The sequence below is a fragment of the Bacillus changyiensis genome, from assembly GCF_027706145.1.
GTDB classification, from domain to species: Bacteria; Bacillota; Bacilli; order Bacillales; family Bacillaceae; genus Bacillus; species Bacillus changyiensis.
Genome location: NZ_JAQFWW010000010.1, coordinates 1 through 21,388 on the forward strand (window position 1 = coordinate 1; position 21,388 = coordinate 21,388).

The following is a 21,388-nucleotide window of genomic DNA, read 5'->3' on the forward strand; positions in this document are numbered from 1 at the left end:
CCATAAAATGGAGTGCAGATTAGTTCGTCACAAGTGACGACATCTGCCCTGACTTGCACTAAATGTGCTTTTTTATTACTTGAATTAACAGGTACGTTTTGTCTTGTTTAGTTTTCAAAGATCATGTCCCGCCTCGTTCAGCGGCTTTAATAATATAACATTAAGCTCGTATTATTGTCAACACTTTTTTAAAATGTTATTCGTTAGAGTTTTTTCATGTCAGCTGTTCATCAGCGACGAATACAAATATACCACGTATATAAATAACAAGTCAATTACTTTTTTAAAAAATTTTTAACATGTTCTATTTTATACAAGCATAGGATGTAAAACAAAGCAGCATGGACAAGGAGGAGTTTTCTTGTGAATCATTTTTATGTGTGGCACATCAAACGAATGAAACAACTGGTTGTGATTGTGATTGCCGCTTTTGCTACAGCAAGTTTTTTTTATATGCAAAACCTGCTTCCTCTTCCAGTGTTTTTGAAAGATGACAGTTTAAAAGCAATATATAGAGGAGATGCGGATTCTAATGAAGTTGCCCTTACATTTAATATTAGCTGGGGAGATGAAAAGGCAATACCTATTTTAAATACATTAAAAACAAACGGAATAAAAGATGCAACCTTTTTTTTATCAGCTTCTTGGGCTGAACGTCATCCCGATATTGTGGAAAGGATCCGAAAAGACGGTCATGAAATTGGCAGTATGGGTTATGCTTATAAAAACTATTCTCAGATGAAAAAAAGTGAAATTAAAAAGGACCTTGTCAAAGCGCAAAATTCCTTTCAGAAATTAGGTATTGAGGATCTTACACTGCTTAGAGCGCCAACTGGCCAATTTAATAAAGATGTCCTCGCAATTGCCAAGAAATTTAATTACACATTTGTTCATTATAGTATTAATTCTGATGATTGGACAAATCCCGGTGTAGCACAAATCGTTCAAAAAGTGAATCAATCTGTGAATGCTGGAGACATTATTCTGTTTCATGCTTCTGATTCCGCAAAACAAACAAAAAGAGCCCTGCCTGAGATTATTCAACATCTGCGAAGCAAGGGACTCAAAACTGTTCCTGCTAGCGAGTTAATCGCAAATACGGAAAGTAAATCTTCTGAAGTTCATTGAACATGGCTTTGAAACCTCGGCAGCATCAACAACTGAAAAGCATTACAGCTTAATAGAGGAAACAGCATAAAGTAGAGCCAGTCCTCTTCATTTACTCTTAACGCTGGAAACCACTCCATAATGGTATATACAACCATTAAAAACAGTGCAGAAATGAACGTTTTTTTGGAGGACTGTTTTTGTTTTAAAAAGGCTACAACCACACCAACAACTAATATAAATAGTGGGAACCAAAGATATGGAATTAACGATCCGTCTTCTGTTTCAAAAAATAAGAAACGTAAATAAACAAGATCGAAAGTGACAAAGAGAATAAGAAATAACTGAATTGAATTCCATAAAGAATGAGACCGGAATATTTCGAGTGCAAATCGGTGAATCGTTAAAAATATAACAAATCCCATTTGAGCAATGACACTAAAAATCATGCCTACCCCAATAAACCATATGAGGACTGAAAGAATTTCCAAAACCTCAAATGAAAGAAACAGCTCCTTGTATCTTCCCCACTCAACAGCAAAACCGACAATACTTGTAGTTATAGCACCAATACCTAGTACAGAAAAAAAGAATCGGACAAGATCACGGCTTTTCATTTCAGACTTTCCAACCCCTAATTTTTCGCTAGAAATAGCGATTTTTTGTTATGTATAAATTCCCTAAAGACATTCATATTAAAAGTATGAAGAGTTTACGAAAGGAGCTTAAGCATGTTAAAAACCACAATGCTATGGATAAGCTGTGTTTTGTTCCTATCTGTAACAGCTTGTGCTCCCACGGACCAAGCAGCTGAAATGGACTATGAGGAAACAAAAAAAATGGTTGTCGATATATTAAAAACCGATGATGGAAAAAAAGCGATTCAAGAAATTCTAAACGATGACAAATTGACTCAAACACTTGTAATGGATAAAAAAACTGTTAAAGAAACCGTTGAAAAAACAATGACTTCCAAACAAGGAACTGAGTTTTGGAAAAAAGTCTTTGAAGACCCGAAGTTTTCTGAGAGTTTTGCCAAAACTCTTCAAACTGAGCACGAAAAAGTGCTGAAAAAGCTAATGAAAGATCCCCAATATCAAAAAATGCTCATTCAGGTCATGCAAGATCCAGAAATGGCTAAAAAATATGGCGAGCTCGTCAAGAGCCAGGAATTTCGCACCCATCTTCAAGAGGTTATTACTGACACTCTGACAAGCCCACTTTATAAAAAACAATTTGAAGATGAGCTTAAAAAAGCAGCAACCGAGACTATAAAAGAAGAAATGAAAGACGGCAAACAAAGTTAACATCCAGCTTCTTCCCTGAGAAGGAGCTTTTTATCATTCAGCGATTTTTTTTGCAATATCCAAATAAATGAGACCTGTCGGGTGGTCTTCTTTATAAACTGATGGCGCAAACTCATGATCATCCCAATCAGGCTGTTTTAATGGAATCTTTCCCAATAGAGGGACACCGAGTTCTTCTGCAAGTTTTTCGCCCCCACCTTTTCCAAAAACATATTCTTTTTCACCTGTTTTGACACTTTCGTAATAAGCCATATTTTCTACGATACCGATGATTTCATGATCGGTTTTTAAAGCCATTGCTCCTGCTCTGGCAGCAACAAAAGCAGCTGTTGGATGCGGTGTCGAGACAATAACCTCCTTACAGCTTGGAAGCATTGTATGGACATCAAGTGCCACATCACCAGTCCCTGGTGGGAGATCTAAAATAATATATTCAACATCGCCCCACTCAACTTCATTGAAAAAATTATTGAGCATTTTACCAAGCATCGGTCCTCTCCAAATTACTGGTGCATTGTCTTCAACGAAAAAACCCATCGAAATCACCTTCACACCAAACCTCTCGACAGGGATGACTCTGTCCCCTGCTATTTTGGGTCTGACGGTAATCCCCATCATATCGGGCACACTAAAGCCATAAATATCAGCATCAATAAGACCGACTTTTTTTCCAAGTCGAGCAAGAGAAACTGCCAAATTAACAGAAACAGTCGATTTACCGACTCCACCTTTACCACTGGCAACCGCTAAAAAAACAGGCTGTTTGTTGCTGTTTAAAAGTGTTTTCTCTTCCCCTTGAGTAGCAGGATCTTGATATTTTGCGATAACTTCTTGAGGCAACTCTTCAAATCGCAAACCAACTGTTTCGGCCCCAGCCTCTTTAAGTAGCTTTACAATCTCCTGTTGAAGCTGAATTTGTTCGGCAGATCCCGTTTTGGCGAGCGCTACTTTTACACTAACGTGCTGTTTTTCATGTTTCACTTTAATGTCTTTGATCGCATTCAGCTCTCGAAGTGGTTTATGTAAAAACGGCTCGTCCAAATCACCAACTATTTTTTTTACATCATCTTCTCCCAACATGATTGAATCTCACCCCTGTTGTATTCGTTTGCAAACTAAGTATATCATAGATCATGTAAAAATCCCCCTTATTCAGGAGGATCTTTATCTTCTGTAAAGTATCGCAAAACCCCTTTATAAATAGAAGCTGCGATTTTGTCTTGGTATTTCGGCTTGCCAAGCTGTTCTGCCTCCTCAGGGTTAGATAAGAAACCGAGTTCAACAAGAGCTCCTGGCTTTTTTATATTTTGAATTAAATAAATACCGTGGACCCGTTTTGCTTTTCGCGTTGTATTCTCAAGGTTACGTTTTAGTTCATCTTGAATAAATTTTGCCGCCCTCTCATTTTCTTCATACTGACCGTAGAAAAAACTTTGCGCACCGCTCCACCTTGCTGAAGGTATCGCATTCAAGTGAATGCTAAGGTAAAAATCCGCTTCGGAATGATTAATCATTTCCACTCTTTTTCGTAAATCTTCAGCTTTTCTTCTGCTAAGACCTTTTGTCTCTTTAGCTGCAAGATCATGATCATCCTCCCGTGTCATCATCACGAGAGCGCCTTGTTCCTGAAGATAATCCCGTATTCTTAATGAAACATCTAAGGCGACATCTTTTTCAAGCAGATCTCCACTTGAGGCACCTCCATCAACACCACCGTGCCCTGGATCAATATAAATGATTTTTCCACTAAGCGGTAAATTCCACGATTTCCAAGAATCGTCATTATTGAATTGGTACTGAAACAAACATAATAAAACGATAAAACCGAGTAACAACCCAATCCATTTTATTTTTTTCTTCATCCCTTTCCCTCCCGCTTGTCCTTACTACAAAGATATGGGACAAGAAAGGGAAATATGAACTGATTATTGAAGGCGCAGCTTAAAACGCTTGATTCGTTGGCTAAAACCTTCCTTCCACCAGCTGTGAATATAGTGTTCACAAGCATGAAATAGCGGTTCAGAAGCAATTGTTAGATTGAAGGCATCCGACCAGCTGACAGCATAATCATAAAGTTCAAACAAAAGCTGGTTCTCTTCTTTTTCAGACCGTCCCCTTGCTTTTTGGATGGGCTCTCCATAAAAACCGAACTTACCAAATTGAGCACCTAACAAATATGCTTCGATCGCAAAATCGATACACCCATCATATAAAATGTCCGTCTGCTTTGGAACAAAATAAAAAAGCGGAGAAAAACAAACCTCTGCTGTCCGAATAATTTTTTCAAGAGAAAGCTCTCGAAGCAGTTTCTTCTCAAGAATTACCTGTTTTTTTTGTTTTTCACTGATGAACGATACCACTGTCCCCATGACTCCGCCTCCTTTTTACCCTGTATTGTGTAATGAGGAGCCGGAAATCATGCTAAAAGCAGTATAGGGAAACAGAGGAAGAAGCCGAAAAAATTAGGAAATCTCCCGCTGTTCGTCTAGATAATCACTCCATATCTCACCCTCTTCATCAGACATTTCCCCAACCATTTTGGAAAAATCCACTTTCCCCTTACATAAATCTTTTAACAAGTTAAATTGTGCAAAAGAACCGGCAAATTTTTTTAAGGAAGCAGAACGTGCGATTACTTCTAAGTTGGTCATTGAGGTTCCTCTCAATTCTAATGCCGTTAAACGTTTTAATTGAACAAGTGCCGAACCATCTTGAATAACAGAGTCTTCAAAAATAAGCGTTTGAAGCTTATTTTGCGCACGCAAAAAATCAAGGTTTTCTAAACAGATATTTTCAATTGTCAACGACTTTAATTTTTTTAAATTTGCTAATGGTTGTAGATCTTCTTCCTTTATGTTTTTCATTCCTTGAAGATGCAATTTCTTCAAGGAACCAATGTTAGAAACTTCTTTTAATTGGTCTGCATTAGAAATTGTCATTTTCAAAATTTCAAGATTTTTGCAGTCCTGCAATGGATGATAGTCAACAGCCGGAATATCGATGATATCCAATTCTTTTAGGGCTGATAAATCTGCAATTGGCTGTAAGTCGATCACTTTTGTGTTCGCCAAATGTAAGTTTTGCAAATTGTCCAATTGGGCAATTGGTTTTAAGTCTTGGATTGGACTACCGCCAAGATAAAGCTTTTTCAAAGACACCATCTGTTGTAACGGTGTTAAATCTTCAATATGATTAGCGCTTAAAATCAACTCCCGAACATTAGAACAAATCTCCAATGGTTTAATGTCTCTTAGATCTTCATTGATTAAAAGAAGCCGCTTCATTCGGCTAAATTTTTGCGGATTTTCAGCGATCTCCCCAACAATCGAAGTCCAATGGGCATCCAATTGACTAAACCATGAATCAGTATGTTCTTGATCATGTCCTGGTGATTGCGACTTTAGAACTGGCAGTGCCATGGAGCGAATAGCGTCTAAAAAGTGAAGCTCCTCTTCCTCTCCATAACTCCAACTGATAAAATCTTCTTCATATTCATCAATTGTATAAGGTCCTTCTTTAAGGGTATTTGTCATATGTATAAGGAAATCTTTTAAATGATAGGCGATGACATATTTTACTTCTTCATCAGCGCCAAAATTAATGACTTGTCCAACTTTACCTTCTTTATCAGGATCAAGATCTATACCAATATGGTTTCCACCACCATCGCTGCTAATCGGAATCCAATTAGGATTTGCATATTTTTCTTTAATCCAAACTGGCGGAACAGAGTATGCATCAACCTCATCTTGCCAATCATCATCGGCAATTTCTTTCCACGTTCTCCACTCTCTAACCATTTCTTCCAAAGAGAGAAAAGAAAGTCCAAAAAACAACCCAGGCCCCATTTCTTTCTCACCATTATGGGTAAGATATAATGTTCGGAGATCTTCCGGAAATGTAATATTCATTTCTTTTTCAACTTCTTCAATTTCATTCACAGTTGCAGGGGGGTTTAAAAACGGCTGAAAATGTTGATGTAGTTCTTCTTTTAAATGTTTTATAACAGATAAGATCATGTTTAGCTCTCCTCGTTATTTTAAATTTGTTCCACTTTATCATTTTCTGCAATCCAACTTAAAATCGATGTATCAGCTCCGTCAATGGCAACAATTCTATTTTTATGCGTCATCACGCCAATCCCGTGTTCTTCTTCCCATGCACAGGTAAATTCATAGCCGATATATGCCATACCATCATTGCTAACATCATGAATGTGAATATTGCACAATTCAATCAAATCAAATAATTGGTCAGAACTGTCTACATCGGGCAAATATGTCGCTCTTTCTTCCCATTTAAATCCCAACCATAGTCATCCTGAATCTCAGGATACAGATCAAATAATTGTTTAAGGATTAACTTTTTCATTTCATTTTGATGATCGATCAGCCACTGATATGTTGTTTTATGCACTTTGTTTATCGTTTCAATATTGATGGTTAATCTAAATCTATCTGCGGAATGCTTATTCCAAGCTTCGATTTTGACGGTTCCTTCATATCCATATGAACCTAGACTCACATTTGGAATGATACTTTTCATCATGTCACCTCAGTTACTTCATATAATTCTTTTCTTTACCTTTAAAATCTAATGCACTTTTTTCTAGTTCATTAAAACTGAAGCTCGGGACATATTTCTATTGCTCTTCTGTGCTTAACTTTTGATTTGATAGTTATCTGTTTCCCGAAGCTTTGAGAGGCTGATAGATTTCCAGTATATATTGGTTTTTTCTCAAAGAACAATGGCTGCATTTTCAGGGCACGCTTATTGATAAAACAGTTGAAGAGAAAAACGCCTAACACTACAGGATAAACCCTAGACAGGGAACGGCGATTGTAACGAAGAGTATCCAAATTGGCCAGTTTTGATTTTTTCAAGCATTGTCTTAATTGCATCGAAAGTGGCGGCCACAAAACTAAATGTCACAACCATCTTCTAATACGGGAAAAACGATATGTGATTAACCCGATAACCGTTGCAAAAATAAAAAAATTATGGACATGCCGTTGAAATTTACTAGCTGAGCCTTTTGAATACACATGCAACAATACCTTAAACTTTTTCGTTGTCTGTGTTCTCTTCCGTTTCAACTTCCTCCATCTAAACTCTTCTTTCACATCAGAACATCAACCCGAAAGTAAAACGGTAGTATTCCCCATAAAAAGAGCCTTTTTTTAAATATCATACCAGTTTGATGTTTGTGAAAATGGAACGGAATAGGGTAAAGTCGGAATGATCTTTTACTAAAACAAGCGGAGAAGAAAGGAGATTCTAACAAAAACATACAACTATGTCGATGGAATGTTACCGGAACTGATTAACGATATACTCTGCATATCTTAACAAAGTCGAGAAGTTTTTTGATTGGTTAAGGAGGCGCTTCTCATGACCCAGTCATCAATCATCTGTATGTCGCTTGCAATGGATATCAGGATGGTTTACAACAAAAAAGTCTGGCTGGATAAAGAAGCGAAAAACCGACGGCATGTCTTCCAAAAAGGAACTGTGTTAATGAAAGAGCCTTAGTAAGCTGACTCCTACCTATTTAGTTGGGGTCTTGTCTTTTTCATAAACTTCCTATAAAGTAAAAATTAGCAATAGATCGGCTTTTTGTAGGGGCGTTCGGCTCACCTCCAGTTTAGAAAGAGGGGAGGTGAGAACATGGCTGTGGAAAGCGCTATTCAATTGATGATTTCTTTTGGAATCCTGATCGTAGGGATTCTGTCGCTTGCCCATAGTTTCTCAAACAAAAAAAAGTAAGAACGCCCCGACTCCTACATCTAGGCGTTCCTACAGTTAATTGGAAATAAAAGCCGACTCCCTTACAGGAGCTATTCTATTGCCGATCGGAGATGTTGCGAGCATCTTCGATCTTTTTGTATTCACAGTATACTCTTTAGAATAAATAATATTCATATCGCTCTATATGTTTGAGAATTTGAAAAAAACGTTTACTGGTTATATATTGTGATCTAGCTTTTATTGTAGCAACAAAAACACTAGTTTGTCCATCTCTTTGCAAACTTTATACTTGCTTTGAGTCATTTACCCCCTTATAAATCCCGCTAATAGTTCGTACAAAATAACGTCATCAGAATTGGTGCACGACTAAGACAAGAACCCCACCCTATAAAAGATGGAGCCTTGTTTTTATTGATGACTTTATATGTCTTACATTCTTTCTTGGACTCCAAGCTTTAGATCAACGGTCTGGCACGAAAATGAATTTTTGGTACAACTCATTAAGAAACAACTGGATACATAAAACCAAGGAGACAAAAAAGGAAGTCAGAGAATTACTCATCAATATTAAGAAAATCAGAATGTCCTTGTCTATTATTCTTTATTAGAGTTTCGGCATAAACTTCAGCTTGATTACTTATATTCTGATAAAAGTAACAGAAGAGATTGACCTCGGTTCAGCCTATCTCTCCCCTCTTTATCATCATTCGAATGTGGTCTGTCAGCGTTTGAGTTAACGGTTGACAACTCTTTGAATATGAATAGCCAAGTAGAATTTTTCATTATTTGTGAGATTGTAATCAAATTGATTTTGGATGTATTGATTAATCTTCTCTGTACATTCGAATGCTGCTTGATGCTTCTTGCGAACAGTCTCAAACAAAAGTGGATCATCATCATCAATATACGTTTTGTTATATAGTCTTTGGGCAAAAAACTTTAAATGGGTAACAAATCGAAAGTAATTTAGTGATTCCTCGTCAAAATCGATTTTAAAATGGTATTTTACTATATTCAAAATGTCCTGCATCACGTTTGTAATATTGGCGACGTTTGGCATTTCCTGACTAAGTTCAGCATTGACAATATGCATAGCGATAAAGCTTGCTTCATCCTCTGGCAAAAGCACACCTAGTTTTTCTTGTATGATTTGCAAAGCTTCCATGCCAATAGCAAACTCTTGATCGTAAAACCTTTTAATTTCCCACAGTAATGCATTTTTGATATCGTATCCCTTTTTATTTCGTTCTATAGCAAAGTGAATATGATCTGTTAATGAGAGATAAATGCTATCATTAAGATTTCTTCCGAGCCTGCTTTTTTGAACCTTCATAATTTCCTCTGTCACTTCCATATATTCAATCGGAACTTCATATAAAAGTGTTTTAAATTTTTCAGATATATCATTATTTTTCAGTTCAAAGACTTTCTCAATTTTAGCTTCTTCGACAAGATCTCCTGATTTTTTCTGAAACGCCAAACCTCTGCCCATGACAACTAACTCTTCGTTTTTTTCATCAAACGCACTGATTACGTTGTTGTTGTATACTTTGGCTATTTTCATTTGACCACCTATAAGTTTTATTATGATTCTTTTCTCATGATAATAGAAAATGATTCAACAACTTATAGTTTTTCTCCGTTTGATGCAATAACTTGTTTATACCAGTCAAAACTTTTTTTCTTCGAACGCTTCAATGTTCCATTACCTTCATTATCTTTTTCAACGTAAATATATCCATAGCGTTTTTTCATTTCTCCTGTTGATGCACTTACAAGATCAATCGGACCCCAACTTGTATATCCGAGAATTTCTACTCCGTCTTTTATCGCCTCAGACATTTCCACCACATGTTTTCGCAAGTAATCGATCCGGTAATCATCGTTCACTTTTCCGTCTTCTGTCGGAATATCAACAGCACCTAGGCCATTTTCCACTACAAAAAGTGGTTTTTGATAACGATCATATAACTGATTTGCCGTGATACGGAAACCCTTAGGGTCAATCGTCCAACCCCATTCAGACTTTTCTAAGTATGGATTTTCAACTGACCCAAACACATTCCCGCTGGTTGTTTTATGCTTATCTAAATCACCGCTCGTTGTACGGCTTGCATAATAACTAAATCCTATATAATCAACCGTATGTTGTTTTAGAAGTTCTTGATCTTGTTCTTCCATCACAATATTTAAGTGATTCTCTTTAAAAAATCTTTTCGCATAACCTGGATACTCACCGCGAGCTTGTACATCGATAAAGAAGAATGATTCACGGTCTTTTTCCATTGCAGCAAACACATCATCAGGGTTACAAGAGTATGGGTATGTCTGACCAGCCGCTAACATACAACCGATTTTCATATTTGGATTGACTTCATGACCAGCTTTAACTGCTAGTGCACTAGCAACCAATTGATGGTGAGCTGCTTGGTACTTGGCTTGCTTTTGATCTTCTCCTTCTTCAAAAACAAGGCCTGCTCCAACAAATGGTAAGTGGAGAAGCATATTGATTTCGTTAAATGTCATCCAATACTTGACTTTGCCCTTATATCTTTTGAAAAGAGTTGTCGCATAGTGTTCAAAGAAAGTCACAAGCTTACGATTTTTCCAACTACCATATTTTTTAACTAGCTGAACAGGAACATCAAAGTGTGCAATAGTAACAACTGGTTCAATATCATACTTTTGCAGCTCATCAAATACATTGTCGTAAAATTGCAAACCGGCTTCGTTTGGTTCTACATCATCCCCATTTGGGAAAATTCTTGTCCAAGAAATTGATAATCGCAACGCTTTGAAACCCATTTCAGCAAATAAAGCGATGTCCTCTTTATAATGATGATAAAAATCAATCGCTTCGTGTGAAGGATAAAATTCTCCTTCTAGCGGTTCATAGGAAGGAAGATAGCCTTGCATGATCTCCCACCGCTTTTTACCTGTAGGTAATACATCAACTGTTGTTAAGCCTTTGCCATCTGCTAAATATGCACCCTCTGCTTGGTTAGCGGCTATTGCGCCACCCCATAAAAATCCTATTGGAAAAGTCATCATACCCACCCTTTCTCCTGAATATTTTAATTATTTTGTAACTAGTGTATATAATAGTTCACCAGTTTTCACTTGGTTTTGCTTTGTTAACTCTATGTTGTATTCTTTTTGGTTTGTCACAAGGATTGGTGTTGTTAACGATTTACCAGCATTTTTAATTTCCTCAATATCAAACTTGATCAGTAATTGGCCCTTTTCAACATGATCCCCTTGAGTAACATGAGCAGTGAAAAACTGTCCATCAAGCTGAACTGTGTCCATACCAATGTGAATCAAAATATCTGCTCCTGAGTCCATTGTAATACCAATTGCATGATTGGTTGAGAATAAAGCTGACACTTTGCCTGATACTGGGGCAAACAATTGACCTTCACTTGGTTCAATTGCAATACCATGTCCTAATGCACCAGATGAAAATGCAGCATCTTGAACTTCAGATAATGCTACGACTTTTCCGTTTAATGGACTGACAACTTCATTAGTGGCAACGTTTTCATTTGTTGTTGAAGTTGTATTTGACGTTTGTTTTTGTTTGTTAATTCCACCGAATAATAATGTTAGAACAAATGCTAGAACAAACCCAACAACTATTGAGATGATGGTCCCATAGAAGCCAAAATCAATTCCTGCAGGATTGATGTAAGACGGAATTCCAAAGATACCGAGACCGCCAGCAATGTAACACTTTATACTTAAAGAACCAGCAATTGCTCCACCTACTGCTGCACCAATACAGCTAATGATAAATGGTTTTTTTAATGGAAGTGTAACCCCGTAAATCGCTGGCTCTGTAACACCAAAGATACCGGAAATAAAGGCTGGAATACTTAATGATTTTAACTTTTTGTTCTTTGTTCTGATCATGATCGCTAATACCGCTCCAATTTGGGCAAATGATGCAGCAAATATAGGGGCGAAGATGGTCGCATCATAACCTAAAGTTGCAATATTGTTAAAACCAATTGGCACTAATCCCCAATGAAGGCCGAAGATGACAAATACTTGCCAAAAACCACCTAAAATGAAACCTGCAACAATAGGACTTATGTTATAGATGGCTAATGTTCCTTGACCTAGTAAACTTCCTGCCCATGTGGCGATAGGACCGATTATCATAAATGTAAGTGGTACAACAATGACTAATGTTAATAATGGTACAACAAATGTTTTCACTACATTTGGAATAATGGTCTTGAGCCATTTTTCCACTTTAGCTGCAAAATACGAAGAGATGATAATCGGAATAACAGATGAAGAATACGTCATTAAAATAACTGGAATACCTAAAAAAGTCACATAGATTGGTGATTCAAACATTGTTCCTGCAAAAACAGTATAAAGAGGTTTACCAGTTGTTAATGTTGAAAGTGTTGGGTAAACTAATGCTGCCCCGATGGCCATCCCAATAAATGGAGTGCCGCCAAATTTCTTAATTGCTGTATACCCTAAGAAAATTGGTAGAAAGTAAAACAGTGAATCACCAGTAGCATTTAAAATTTGATATGTACCTGATGTATTTTCTAACCAGCCAAGTGCTACAAATAACGCATTAAAACCTTTGATCATCCCTGTCGCTGCTAATATACCAAGAACTGGTGTAAAAATACTTGAAATCATATCAATAAAGCGACTAAACAGCGATCCGTTTAAATTCTCTTCTTCCACAGAACCTATATCTTGGAATCCTCCTACTGCAACCACTGCTTTATAGACATCTGGAACATGATTTCCAATCACAACTTGATATTGACCACCGCTTTTCATTACGGTCACAACACCATCCATATTCTTTAATACTTCTGTTTTCGCTTTACTTTCATTCTTCAGCTTAAATCGGAGACGGGTAATACAGTGAACAACATTGGAAACGTTTTCAATTCCACCGACATTTGCAATAATATCTTTAGCTAACTGTTGATATTTCACTTTTGACCCTTCCTTCTTGAATTTTTTGCAAATAAAAAACCTGAGCCGACCAGAATTATTCACAGCTAAAAAAGCGTGATCTAGTCAGTCCAGGTTATGCCCACTTAAGGTAACATTCCTTCAAGGAATTTATGAAGTTCTATTTGCTCATAATTTACCATGGGTATTTAGTTTGTGTCAACGCTTTCTTTTAAAAAAATGAAAATAAAGTCCTTAAATCATGATTTGACTAAATTCTTAGAGAGTTAGATGCTTATATCTTCTCTGTTGCTTTTCCTGATGAAACAAATGAAGTCTAACGGATAGTGTTTAATGGTTTTCTAAATCGCTTTCTTTTATCGTTGATTATATTGCAATTTAACCATACCTTTTGCACCTGTAGGATTTTTGTGAGTATGGACAACGTTTTCTAATGATTTCTATCTTTCATCTTGTCCTTGGAGCTTTTGTGGTCCCTTGTTTGTAGATGAGATTATGGAAGTAAAATAACGGTTGTGTCAATGTCCGTAAGTAAGAAGAGGAATATAACTTGTACGATGTTATTTTGTAAGGGATATTTTTTTCCATAAAGGTTCTGCTAATTTTAAAAAATTATGTTGGTTTTTAACCCTCTGTAAGTCTGTATATTTTTACTCTTCACTACAATCATAGACATTATCATTTACTAACCCTTTAATGAAGCTTTCAAAATTATTAGCTAACCATGTAATTTCATAGTCGTTTTCTTGGTCAATGTGCACCACACAAGGTTCACCATTAGGGCCACATTCTCTATAATCCAAAAAAATCATATCATGTCCTGCTGAAGGGCAATCTGATATAGCTACTCCGATATTTGGATAGTCCCACTCATCAATCCAAAATTCACTCCCAAATTCCCCGCCTAATGAGCAACTACTCTCATAACCAATACCAAATATACCGGATATAGCTATATGGTCTTCTGCCCAAGATGTTGCTGTGGTGGTAGGAAAACAAGTATTTATAGGAATCCCCCCATTATGTCTTTTCATTAACCATACATAAGATTTTGGCAGCCTATATCCTAAATCTCTTTCAATTTTAGTTATCATTTCATTTGAAGGAGGATCAGAAACATAATTCTTTTTTGCATACTCACTGTCATCCCAAAAATTATCAAAATTACAACCAGAAAAATAAGTCATAGAGTTAAGTTCCTTTCAACTACATCACTTTGATTTGTTTTTTATAACATTAGCTATACTACCAATTTTTATATTAAACTAACTTGTGTCTTTAGTACAACAACAAGCACGGTCATTAAGAGATCGATCTTACTCAATATTTAATGACATTAGGTCCTTTTAAAATATAACCAACCAAAGAGAGGGCTTCACCCAACTGTATTGTTGTGATGAAACCCTCTCTTTGTTTTTAACCCCTTAATTTATCATACCATTAGGCTAGATAACCAAAAGTAAAATGGAATACCGAAAATAAGATTAAAGGGTAGTGTTAGGCCTAAAGAAGAACCAACATAAACTCCAGAGTTTGCTTCAATTATAGAATGTTCGATAGCTGCTGGTGCTGCAATGTAGGACGAACTTGCAGTTAGTACACCCAAAATAAAAGTTCCTCCATGGGATAAACCAATAAAATCACCAACAAGAATACCAATAAGCCCACCAATGATAGGAAGAATGAATACATAAGCAAAAGAATACCATTTTATACCTTTTAAATCTCTAATTCGTTGTGTCGCTATCATTCCCATATGAAGTAAAAAAATACTGAGAACACCATAGAACAAATCACCAAAAAGCGGCTTAATCATAAGGAGTCCATCCTCATGAGCTATCAAACCAATGAAGATACCCCCAATTAAAAGGAAGATACTTTTTCCAAAAAAAGCTTCCTTTACAACTTCAGTCAAACCTGATGTTAAATATCCTTCTTTTTTTTGTGTAAAAATTTTATACAGTATAATTGCAGTGATGATGGCTGGCCCTTCCATAATAACAAGAATAGCTGGCATATAGTCCTCATATGGGACTTCCATTTTATCTAAAAAAGATAGTCCTGCAACAAATGTTACAGCACTCACTGAACCATAATGAGCAGCCAAAGCTAGAGAGTTCGGAGTATCAAATTTGAACACTTTTTTTATAAGAAGATAAGAAATGGTTAACATGAGAAAACTTAAAAACAAAGCGCTTAAAATCACTACAAACATATCTTCTATTGAAGCGTGTTTAAGTTTGGTTCCACCTTTAATACCAATGGTAAATAGAATGATCATCGTGTAACCCGTATAAAAAGCCTCTGGAACTTTAAGGTCAGAATTCACCAATGTTGCGATTATACCCAGGATAAAGAACAAAATTAACGGAGACAAAAGGTTTATGTATACTATTTCTAAAACTAGCCCCATTTAGTTTTCTCCTTTTTAAGTCTTTAACAAATATTAAATGTATATTTATTTCATTATTTTACCCATAGGTCATTCTGTTATTCTGCCTATTTGTTTGTGAAAAAAGAGCAGTGTGGATTTTTGATGTATTAAGCTCCATCATAAACTGACTGCTAATTAAATTTTATAATCAAAGTATACTAAGAGCTAAAAGGGCTTTTTCCAATAAGACGTCGGGGAACTACATTTCGGCGCTTGCCTTTTTTTCCTTGATAAGATCTGATTCCCGAGCCTTTGCAAGCTTTGTGAACATTAAAATTCCAAGACCTGCGAGAAGTTCAATTAATGTTAAAGAAAAGACAGCAGACCTTTTCCATATCAATTCACAAAAAAATGTGGGTGTTTTGTAGGTGTTCATGGTTATTGAGCATAAGAAAGACCCTTTCCACATAAGTGAAAAGAGCCTTTGAAACGTAGAAAAATTAACGTTTTGAGAACTGAGGTGCACGACGAGCGCCTTTAAGACCGTATTTTTTACGTTCTTTCATCAGTGGTTTATTTAAAGTTTCTTAGCAATATTCAAAGCCCAACAAATCAACATTTATGAAAAACACATACCGTAATGTTTTTTAACTTTATTTACTTTTGTGGGTGTTTGTGTGGGTACCCACATACTTTCTTTACGATATAATAAAACCAACAACACAAAAGGGACGTGGAAAAATGAGCATCAACAAAATTAGATCAGCAATGTACAAGTCGGCTAAAATTTTAGGAGATGTCAATGCGGTTAAAAAAGGGAAAGTAGGGAAACGCATCGTCCGTCGTGCTGCCGGAAAAACGACAGGAAAATTGTTAGGTAAACTATTCAAATAGGATACGAAAAAAGCCCTTCTCATTAGAGTTGGGCCTCATTCATATGGCCGGTATTTTTTTCGACCGGCTTCAAGCTCCTGCTTTAACTGAATAACATCACTTCGGAAAAGCAAGTTTAACTGTCCTATTTTTTTGATTGGTTTAATTCGTCCATCCTTAATTAATTTGCTCAAGCGTTGCTTATTTACGTTCAATATTTCCTGTGCCTCTGATGCGCCGAGGACTTCATTTTCTATAAAGTCCTCAACGTCCTGGCGGCTTTTTAAATGAAATTCCATCTTTACTTTCTCCTTAACATGTCTTTAATAATCGTAAATACAGTTACGGCCAGTACAATGACCATTGTGGAAGTCGTAAAAAGGTTTGTCCACATTGTACGCATCCCTATAGTTGCCACACTTAATAAGATCAACGAAAAAATAAATGTTTGTTTTCTCTTCATATTGTATGCTAGACTGATTATAATTATATTAGGAAGCGAGTCGATCACTCGCCTCCCTGCTTGTTAGTCCTTCTTATTATTCTTCTTTGCTTCTGATGATTGTTGGGCAATCCATCCGATAGAAGCAATATAGAAGATAATTTGAAGGACTTTTATCATATTGTCTAGCATTTCTTCACCTCCTTATGTATTTATTATAACATATCTATAGACATAAGTCTACAATTATTTTATTAAAATTTTTTTATTGATCAGAAATAATAACCTAGTCCTAAAGATTCATTTTCTTAGATATGTCTTTTCATTCCACAACATTTATAAAAAGAATGGTAAACTTTTGTATTGGTTACTTACTTTAAAAATGAGGAGAATGGAATGAAAACTCTTGATGTTAAAGCGTTGCGTGAAGGAATCGATAAAACGCTTGACGAATTAAAAGTTCAATCTAAAAAAATTGCCAAAATCAAAAAAAGCGTTGATGGTATCGTAGCCCTAGATGACGCTTTAAAGGGAAAAGGCGGTGAGGCGATTCGGAATTTTTACGAGGAGTGTCACACCCCTTTTTTGCGTTTCTATGAATTGTTTATCAAAGAATACACATCAGCACTCAAGAAAATCAAAAAATCGTTAGAATCACTAGAATCTCATGATGATGGATTTATCTCACAACAATTTCTTGAGAACGACCTTGAAGACGGTTTAAACAAAGCCGACAGAGAAACAAAAAGTATGGTTTCCTCAACAAATGAAGTCATCAAAAGAGTCAAACATATTGTCGATTTACCCGATTTGGACGATAGTGAGTTTGATAAGCATCAGAAACAAGCGTTGAAAGAGATCAACGACACACTTGAAAAGCTAAACACATTCGACAGAGAGCAAACAAACGAGTTGAAGACAGCTTCTAACGATCTCCAGACGATGAAAACTTACATGAAAAAACTTGGGAAGATGTATACGTCATCAGGCCCAAGAATTGAGATTAATACTTATAAAAAAGGATCAATTTTAGAATCCGAGGAAAAAATTTCAAACCTCACACTCATGAGCCAGCTTGATCCAGAAAAAAAGGTGGATACGGATGCGACATCGGCTATTGTAACGATGCTGAAAAAATTGGAGAAGACAGATCCTTTAAGTTTTAATACCGTATTGAGGGACAAGGATGATGTGAGAATTTATCAAAAGATTCACGAAAAGGATAATCCTTTGATGGGTCTTCTGCTGAAAGATACTGAGACCTATAAAAAAGTTAAGAATGTTAAAAAAGAATATACTGACGAAGAATTAGCAGAGCTTGAAACTAAATATCAATATTTTCAAGATAGATGGTGGCGTGGCTACATTGATGATGGTAAAGTCGTAAAGATTGAGGAAGTTGAAATTCCAAAACCTAATAAGAACTTAGTGGGGATATCAGAATTTTTAGATGAGATTACAGGATATAATGATATTATTCGAGCAACTTTAGGCATAGATCCTAAAACACTTGAGAAAGTTTCGCCAACGGAACGAGGTGTTTCTGGAGCTTTGGCACTACCCATGAATAGACTTTTTAAAGGTGTTGGTATGGGGGTAAAATGGGTATTTAAAGGCGTGAAAGCTGAGGAAATACTTAAGGCCAAGAAAAAACTAGAGAAAGCGATTAAAGAATTGGGGAAAGTTGAGGAAAAAGGTTCCAAAAAAGCTGGAGAAGTTGGGAAAGTTGAGAAAGAGATTGAGTCAGGTAAGGATGTCAGTAAAGCTATTAAGGGTAAATATGGTGAAGATGTATCTAAACTTGGTACCGGTAAAGTTGGGGACTTCACTAAGTTGGAAGGCGAAGAAATAGATGAAATTTTATCCAGAATACCGAAGGATGCTACTAGGAGAGAATTGACTCCTGTTAGAGGGAAGGTAACAGAAGGTTTTGAATATAAGTGGAGCGAAAATGGAAAAACAATGAGGGTTAGAATACATGGACCTGATGCATCGGCTCCTGCTGGAAGTAATGCTAAAAGAAATTGGGTAATAAGGGTTCAACAAGGAAAAAAATATTTAGACCCAGATACAGGAAAGTTTCAACCTCCCGGCATAACCAATAAAAATAGTCCAAATTATAGCGAGGATTTAGCAAACAGGACACATATCCCTATAAAAAATCCAAAATAATATTAGGAGTAGATAAAAAATGAATTTAATAGAAGAAATAACGAATGTAATTTTATTAACTGACGAAGCAGAGAAGGAAAGTGTTATTGAAAAAATAGGAGACCTTTTTGAATATGGAAATTTGGAAAAAAATGAGATGATAGAAGGAGCAAATCTATTGCTATCTCATATAGTACATGAAAAAAACAGCTCTGTTAGAGAGAGTATGCTTCACGCAGTCAATAATGCCATAGTCTATAAAGATATTGCTGCAGATCTATCATTGGATGCCTTATTGCCTTCTTCTACTTTGTTTGAAGTAGAAGAAATATCATATATATTGTCTTTTCTTGGTTTTTCAGGAAACCCAAAATACCTCTCTATTATAAAATCTTATTTAAACCATCAAAATGTGGAAATTAAAGAAGCAGCACAAGAAGCAATTATTGAAATAGAATACAGATCTTCTAAAAAGAAGAAATGATAAACTCTTTATTATTGACAAAGTAATATCTTGAAATTAGGCCCTCTGTTGAAAGAGGGCCTTTTTAATTACTTCAATAACGCCTCAAGTTTCTTCTTCGTCTTCGGCCCGTAAATACCATCCGCAGCTAGTCCATGCATCAATTGGAACCGTCTAACCGCATCTTTTGTTTTTGAACCATAATAACCATCAATCCCATTATTTTTCGCGCCTTTGTCTGGATAGAAATAAAGCGCTGCAAGTGCTTCTTGAATCTGTCGTACTGCTGTACCTTTCATCATAGGGCTTTTTAGTTTATAAATACCGGAAGGCAATGGATATCTTGATTTCTTGTTATGACTTGAAGATGAGTCTGTTTTAGATCCAGTTTTATTTCCTAGTAAGCTATCAACTTTTTTTCTGAATGCTGATAGTTGACTTGAATCACTCACCCAAGGAGCCGGACAGTTTTTACGTGTGACATCATAATGACGAACGATTCTGCTCGTTGATAGTCCGTATCGCTTACATAGTTTTGCAACGAGTTCAGCCGCATTTTCAATAGTTTCACTGTGGATGTTTCCGTCTTTTTCAACACACATTTCCACACTAATTGCTGTTTGGTTGGCATTCGGCTTTAAGAAGCTGACATAACAACGGTTGCCATCATGGGCATGATAGGCCATTTCGTTTTCAGGGATGATGTACTGTGCTTCTTTGCGATCCACGAAGTAATGAGCTGAGGCGTAACGCTTAGCTGCAACACATGTCCCATTGAAATAGTTACGCTCATTTAATGAAGATGCCCCAGGCGTCGCTGTATAGTGCATAACAATTCCTTTCACACCTGATAATTTAGCACCTGGACGAGTATAACGATTAACTTTCACAAAATTTTTCACGATTTTCACCATGTAAACCACTCCTCATTTATGTTTGAATAAAAAAAGACTACCTCTTGGCAGCCCATCATTTTGTTAATCCGTTTTGTTTTAACACTTCTTTTTGTTTCTTACCTTTCTCAGTCACATAGTTGTTTTTATACCAAGCCATAACTGCCGTAACGATCGTAAACACTGTAGAACCGACCATATATAAAGCATCTGCCACCGTGTTGACTTGGTCTTCACTAATCGGCAAAGCACCCTTTCCAAACATCATCAAAGTCTGATTAACAAGTGCAATAAAAAGAAGCACCGTTCGAATGACTGTACCTTTATCAAAGTTTTTCATTTTTCTTCACTCCTATTTTAGATTTTTTTCAATTTGATCCAACTTATCAATCACAACATCATATTTCTCACTGAATTTGGCTAGCACTTCATTTTGTGCATCAATCTGTGAATTAAGCTTGTTTTCTCTTTCTTTTGTTGTATTTAATACATAAAACAATATCCAACAAAAAAGAACCGCAAACGGCCCTTGAGTCATCAGATATTGAGTGAGATCCATCTCCAAAGGCTTCACCTCCTTTAAGGCAAAATAAAAAAGCCCGATCGGCTCTTTTAAATCCGTTCTGTTATTCTGTCTTGTCGCTAGGAGGCTTATTGGGATCGTAAGGTTCTCCAGTGATTTCTTCATATTGCTTCGGTGTGATCCTTCCGGCACCTACTCCATCATGAATTTGTTTTTTCGTCCAAAGACCGTTTTTATAAAAACCTTTCATATACGTGAACCAATCTGCCGTCTTTTCCGATCCTTCTATTGAGATCATATAGTATAGATGAGCAACCTGTTTCCTCAAAATCTCGGTTTCACTAGGTTCAGGTGGAGACGGCTTCACACTATCAATATACTCTTGTGTAGCCGTTTCAACCCACACACCCTTCTCTAGCTGGTATTTAGGAACGTATATCCCTTCAGGGATTAGCACTGTCGTACTATTAGGCGGTAATGTATCACCATTTATCTCAACATCATCTTCACCAGCATATTTAAAGCTTGCATCATAATAAAGAACGTGCATATTT

At 36.3% G+C, this 21,388-nt stretch carries 24 protein-coding genes and 3 pseudogenes; 8 read left to right on the plus strand and 19 right to left on the minus strand.

Annotated features, from left to right (window positions below; all coding sequences use genetic code 11):
- Positions 1 to 363: 363 nt before the first annotated feature.
- On the plus strand, positions 364 to 1,128 hold the full coding sequence (pdaB, locus tag PDT38_RS18235; protein WP_270803496.1) for a polysaccharide deacetylase family sporulation protein PdaB: 765 nt from the start codon (positions 364 to 366) through the stop codon (positions 1,126 to 1,128).
- On the opposite strand, the gene PDT38_RS18240 is transcribed toward pdaB, so the two are convergent.
- On the minus strand, positions 1,122 to 1,724 hold the full coding sequence (locus tag PDT38_RS18240) for a KinB-signaling pathway activation protein (protein WP_270803497.1): 603 nt from the start codon (positions 1,722 to 1,724) through the stop codon (positions 1,122 to 1,124). The two genes, pdaB and PDT38_RS18240, sit on opposite strands and share 7 nt — an antisense overlap.
- Before the next feature lie 114 nt (positions 1,725 to 1,838).
- Between PDT38_RS18240 and gerD the strand changes: the two genes are divergently transcribed.
- Positions 1,839 to 2,414, plus strand: a complete 576-nt coding sequence (gene gerD, locus PDT38_RS18245) for a spore germination lipoprotein GerD (protein WP_270803498.1) — start codon at positions 1,839 to 1,841, stop codon at positions 2,412 to 2,414.
- A 33-nt stretch (positions 2,415 to 2,447) separates the two neighbouring features.
- Here gerD and PDT38_RS18250 read toward each other — a convergent pair whose 3' ends face one another.
- From PDT38_RS18250 to PDT38_RS18275, 6 genes are all read right to left on the minus strand, one after another.
- Complete coding sequence (locus PDT38_RS18250) at positions 2,448 to 3,494, minus strand: Mrp/NBP35 family ATP-binding protein (RefSeq protein WP_270803499.1); 1,047 nt, start codon at positions 3,492 to 3,494, stop codon at positions 2,448 to 2,450.
- 68 nt (positions 3,495 to 3,562) lie between these two features.
- A complete protein-coding gene (gene cwlD / locus PDT38_RS18255; RefSeq protein WP_270803500.1) occupies positions 3,563 to 4,276 on the minus strand; it encodes an N-acetylmuramoyl-L-alanine amidase CwlD in 714 nt (237 codons plus the stop codon).
- 63 nt (positions 4,277 to 4,339) lie between these two features.
- Complete coding sequence (locus tag PDT38_RS18260) at positions 4,340 to 4,783, minus strand: DUF2521 family protein (protein WP_270803501.1); 444 nt, start codon at positions 4,781 to 4,783, stop codon at positions 4,340 to 4,342.
- A 93-nt stretch (positions 4,784 to 4,876) separates the two neighbouring features.
- On the minus strand, positions 4,877 to 6,433 hold the full coding sequence (locus tag PDT38_RS18265) for an SMI1/KNR4 family protein (RefSeq protein WP_270803502.1): 1,557 nt from the start codon (positions 6,431 to 6,433) through the stop codon (positions 4,877 to 4,879).
- Positions 6,434 to 6,453: 20 nt separating this feature from the next.
- Positions 6,454 to 6,723 (minus strand): DUF6985 domain-containing protein, encoded by a 270-nt coding sequence (locus tag PDT38_RS18270; RefSeq protein ID WP_270803503.1) that lies wholly within the window; start codon positions 6,721 to 6,723, stop codon positions 6,454 to 6,456.
- Positions 6,678 to 6,959: a hypothetical protein gene (locus tag PDT38_RS18275; protein WP_270803504.1), complete on the minus strand. Its 282-nt coding sequence runs from the start codon at positions 6,957 to 6,959 to the stop codon at positions 6,678 to 6,680. Before PDT38_RS18275 ends, PDT38_RS18270 begins: the two co-directional genes overlap by 46 nt.
- An 846-nt stretch (positions 6,960 to 7,805) precedes the next feature.
- Between PDT38_RS18275 and PDT38_RS18280 the strand changes: the two genes are divergently transcribed.
- From PDT38_RS18280 to PDT38_RS18290, 3 genes and pseudogenes are all read left to right on the plus strand, one after another.
- On the plus strand, positions 7,806 to 7,946 hold the full coding sequence (locus PDT38_RS18280; RefSeq protein WP_270803505.1) for a hypothetical protein: 141 nt from the start codon (positions 7,806 to 7,808) through the stop codon (positions 7,944 to 7,946).
- 135 nt (positions 7,947 to 8,081) lie between these two features.
- Positions 8,082 to 8,180, plus strand: coding sequence for a competence inhibitor ComI (gene comI, locus PDT38_RS18285; RefSeq protein ID WP_253907596.1), 99 nt, complete (start codon positions 8,082 to 8,084; stop codon positions 8,178 to 8,180).
- A 580-nt stretch (positions 8,181 to 8,760) separates the two neighbouring features.
- Positions 8,761 to 8,832 (plus strand): annotated as a pseudogene (locus PDT38_RS18290) (hypothetical protein); the annotation flags it as partial.
- A 63-nt stretch (positions 8,833 to 8,895) separates the two neighbouring features.
- On the opposite strand, the gene licT reads toward PDT38_RS18290, so the two are convergent.
- The 7 genes and pseudogenes from licT to rpsI form a co-directional block, all read right to left on the minus strand.
- Positions 8,896 to 9,726 carry a BglG family transcription antiterminator LicT gene (gene licT, locus PDT38_RS18295; protein WP_270803506.1) on the minus strand — a complete coding sequence of 277 codons (831 nt, stop codon included), beginning with the start codon at positions 9,724 to 9,726 and terminating at the stop codon, positions 8,896 to 8,898.
- A gap of 62 nt (positions 9,727 to 9,788) precedes the next feature.
- Positions 9,789 to 11,210, minus strand: coding sequence for a 6-phospho-beta-glucosidase (locus PDT38_RS18300; protein WP_394356312.1), 1,422 nt, complete (start codon positions 11,208 to 11,210; stop codon positions 9,789 to 9,791).
- A gap of 30 nt (positions 11,211 to 11,240) precedes the next feature.
- Complete coding sequence (locus PDT38_RS18305) at positions 11,241 to 13,136, minus strand: beta-glucoside-specific PTS transporter subunit IIABC (protein ID WP_270803508.1); 1,896 nt, start codon at positions 13,134 to 13,136, stop codon at positions 11,241 to 11,243.
- A 629-nt stretch (positions 13,137 to 13,765) separates the two neighbouring features.
- Positions 13,766 to 14,302: an SMI1/KNR4 family protein gene (locus PDT38_RS18310; protein WP_270803509.1), complete on the minus strand. Its 537-nt coding sequence runs from the start codon at positions 14,300 to 14,302 to the stop codon at positions 13,766 to 13,768.
- 245 nt (positions 14,303 to 14,547) lie between these two features.
- Positions 14,548 to 15,528 (minus strand): sodium-dependent bicarbonate transport family permease, encoded by a 981-nt coding sequence (locus tag PDT38_RS18315; protein ID WP_270803510.1) that lies wholly within the window; start codon positions 15,526 to 15,528, stop codon positions 14,548 to 14,550.
- 220 nt (positions 15,529 to 15,748) lie between these two features.
- Positions 15,749 to 15,853, minus strand: a pseudogene (locus PDT38_RS18320) (hypothetical protein); the annotation flags it as partial.
- Between the two features lie 136 nt (positions 15,854 to 15,989).
- Positions 15,990 to 16,055, minus strand: a pseudogene (gene rpsI, locus PDT38_RS18325) (30S ribosomal protein S9); the annotation flags it as partial.
- A gap of 175 nt (positions 16,056 to 16,230) precedes the next feature.
- On the opposite strand from rpsI, the gene PDT38_RS18330 reads away from it, so the two are divergent.
- Positions 16,231 to 16,383, plus strand: coding sequence for a hypothetical protein (locus PDT38_RS18330; RefSeq protein WP_270803511.1), 153 nt, complete (start codon positions 16,231 to 16,233; stop codon positions 16,381 to 16,383).
- A 35-nt stretch (positions 16,384 to 16,418) separates the two neighbouring features.
- Here PDT38_RS18330 and PDT38_RS18335 read toward each other — a convergent pair whose 3' ends face one another.
- Positions 16,419 to 16,661, minus strand: a complete 243-nt coding sequence (locus PDT38_RS18335; protein ID WP_270803512.1) for a helix-turn-helix domain-containing protein — start codon at positions 16,659 to 16,661, stop codon at positions 16,419 to 16,421.
- 539 nt (positions 16,662 to 17,200) lie between these two features.
- On the opposite strand from PDT38_RS18335, the gene PDT38_RS18340 reads away from it, so the two are divergent.
- Both PDT38_RS18340 and PDT38_RS18345 read left to right on the plus strand, forming a co-directional pair.
- Positions 17,201 to 18,976 carry a T7SS effector LXG polymorphic toxin gene (locus PDT38_RS18340; RefSeq protein WP_270803513.1) on the plus strand — a complete coding sequence of 592 codons (1,776 nt, stop codon included), beginning with the start codon at positions 17,201 to 17,203 and terminating at the stop codon, positions 18,974 to 18,976.
- Positions 18,977 to 18,995: 19 nt separating this feature from the next.
- On the plus strand, positions 18,996 to 19,439 hold the full coding sequence (locus tag PDT38_RS18345) for a hypothetical protein (protein ID WP_270803514.1): 444 nt from the start codon (positions 18,996 to 18,998) through the stop codon (positions 19,437 to 19,439).
- Positions 19,440 to 19,507: 68 nt separating this feature from the next.
- Here PDT38_RS18345 and PDT38_RS18350 read toward each other — a convergent pair whose 3' ends face one another.
- The 4 genes from PDT38_RS18350 to PDT38_RS19545 form a co-directional block, all read right to left on the minus strand.
- The gene (locus tag PDT38_RS18350; protein WP_270803515.1) at positions 19,508 to 20,332 is read right to left on the minus strand and encodes a peptidoglycan recognition protein family protein; all 825 of its coding nucleotides are present in this window, start codon (positions 20,330 to 20,332) and stop codon (positions 19,508 to 19,510) included.
- Between the two features lie 55 nt (positions 20,333 to 20,387).
- Complete coding sequence (locus PDT38_RS18355) at positions 20,388 to 20,651, minus strand: phage holin (RefSeq protein ID WP_270803516.1); 264 nt, start codon at positions 20,649 to 20,651, stop codon at positions 20,388 to 20,390.
- 12 nt (positions 20,652 to 20,663) lie between these two features.
- Positions 20,664 to 20,876, minus strand: coding sequence for a BhlA/UviB family holin-like peptide (locus PDT38_RS18360; protein WP_172291990.1), 213 nt, complete (start codon positions 20,874 to 20,876; stop codon positions 20,664 to 20,666).
- A 61-nt stretch (positions 20,877 to 20,937) separates the two neighbouring features.
- Positions 20,938 to 21,384: an XkdX family protein gene (locus tag PDT38_RS19545; protein WP_270803517.1), complete on the minus strand. Its 447-nt coding sequence runs from the start codon at positions 21,382 to 21,384 to the stop codon at positions 20,938 to 20,940.
- Positions 21,385 to 21,388: the final 4 nt, after the last annotated feature.